The organism is Sulfurimonas sp. (assembly GCF_016744025.1).
In the GTDB taxonomy this organism is placed as follows: Bacteria; Campylobacterota; Campylobacteria; order Campylobacterales; family Sulfurimonadaceae; genus Sulfurimonas.
Map to the genome: position 1 here is coordinate 1 of NZ_JADGFC010000236.1, position 2,015 is coordinate 2,015.

Sequence of the window (2,015 nt, forward strand, 5' to 3'; positions counted from 1 at the left end):
AGAGCTTTTTTATAATCCATTATAGAAATACCTTGGTTTCTTACCAATATACAGAAGTTTGCAAGGGTTTTCAAACCCCCATATTTTTAATTAAGTCCTGTTTTATGTGAGTTGACAAATCCTGATGGAACGATGGCTCAAGGTAGTGATATACAAGATTTTTCAAAAAAATATTCTATGCCAATAGTAAGTGTTGAAGATATTATAGATTTTAGAAAAGATTTAAACTCTTAAGAGTAAAAAAGATAAAACAATTATATAAAAATTGTTTTATCTTAAACTAACAGACTTAAATTAAACTAGACTACGGTCCATCTCAGGTGGGATTTCTATATTCATAAGTTTTAAAACTGTTGGAGCTATATTGTTTAATCCACCTGATTCAACTTTGTCAACTCCATCAGCCATAATAAAACACCAAACTTTTCCAGTTGTATGATTTGTTAAAATATTTCCATCTGCATCTTTCATCTCTTCGCAATTTCCGTGATCAGATGTAATAATCAAAGCATAATCATTTTCTTTTGCTTTTTGTATGATACGTCCGAGTTGTGTATCTACTGTTGTTACTGCAATTTTTGCAGCTTCTTCATTTCCAGTATGTCCAAGCATATCACCATTGGCAAAATTCACAACTACAAAGTCATAATTTTCATCCATAGCTTTAAGTACACTTTGTCCAACCTCAGCTGCACTCATTTCTGGTTTCATATCATATGTTTTCACATCTGGAGAAGGGATAAGAACTCTTGTCTCATTTTCATATGGTTCATCTATACCTCCATTAAAAAAGAAAGTAACGTGAGCATATTTTTCAGTCTCTGCAGTGTGAAATTGTCTTAATCCCTTAGCTGAGATAATTTCAGCAAGAGTGTTTTTAGGTGCATCTTTTGAAAATAAAACTGGATATGAAAAAGATTTATCATACTCTGTCATAGTTGCAAGATGCAGTGTTTTAGGGTTTCTTGTAAATTCATGAAAATCTTTACCAGCCAATGCAGTTACTAGTTCTCTCATTCTATCACTTCTAAAGTTGATAGTTAAAATACTATCACCATTTTCTACACCATCATAACCTTCAAAAGCAGTTGGTTCTACAAACTCATCAGTTTCACCAAGAGCATAAGACGAGCCAATATAACCTGCTGGTTCAAAGTCTGTTTTTGGTTTTGCATCTACTATTGCTTCATAAGCTCTTTGAACTCTTGGCCAACGTTTATCTCTATCCATTGCATAAAAACGACCTGAAATAGTTGCGATTTGAATATTTTCATTCAGGTGACCTTCAACTATTTCTATATATTTTTGTGCAGAAGTAGGAGAAACATCTCTACCATCTGTAATAAGATGTAAAAAAACTTTTTTACCATTTTTGGCTGCAATCTTTGCTACACCCATAAAATGATCTATATGAGAATGAACACCGCCATCACTCATTAGACCTATTAGATGCAGTCTATCTGAAGCTTTAAAAAGATTTTGCAGCGCATCGTTTTTTTCTAGAGTGTTCTCAGAAAGTGCTAGTGAAATTTTTACTAAATCTTGATAGAGAACTCTACCGCTACCTATACTCATATGACCAACTTCAGAATTTCCCATTTGACCTTTTGGAAGTCCAACGCTTAATCCTGAAGTATCTATGAGAGAGTGCGGAGTCTCTTCAAATAACTTGTCATAGTTTGGTTTAGTTGCATTGTGAAATGCATTATGCTCTAGTTCTGGACTAAAGCCGATACCATCTGTAATAACTAAAAGAGTTTTTTTTGACAAATTTGTTCCCTTGTATCAAGTTTTATGCAATTATACTCTTATAATGATTTCAAGTAAATAAGGGCTTTGCAAAGCTTTCAAAATTTGAAGTTTAATTTCAAAATGTCATTTTTTGTTACTTTCTGATCTATTTATCTTAAAATATTCGACTTAATTAAAAAAACGGGGGTTTAAAAACTCGCTTTTTTTGATAATTGACCAAATAATAATCTACTAAATTTAACTTCAAGCTTTTACTCAAACCT

At 32.2% G+C, this 2,015-nt stretch carries 2 protein-coding genes; one reads left to right on the plus strand and one right to left on the minus strand.

Features of this window, described 5'->3' with window-relative positions:
- The first annotated feature begins 111 nt into the window (after positions 1–111).
- Positions 112–234, plus strand: a complete 123-nt coding sequence (locus tag QZZ48_RS15605; protein ID WP_294967177.1) for a hypothetical protein — start codon at positions 112–114, stop codon at positions 232–234.
- A 60-nt stretch (positions 235–294) separates the two neighbouring features.
- On the opposite strand, the gene gpmI is transcribed toward QZZ48_RS15605, so the two are convergent.
- Positions 295–1,770 (minus strand): 2,3-bisphosphoglycerate-independent phosphoglycerate mutase, encoded by a 1,476-nt coding sequence (gene gpmI, locus QZZ48_RS15610; protein ID WP_294967178.1) that lies wholly within the window; start codon positions 1,768–1,770, stop codon positions 295–297.
- Positions 1,771–2,015 lie beyond the last annotated feature (245 nt).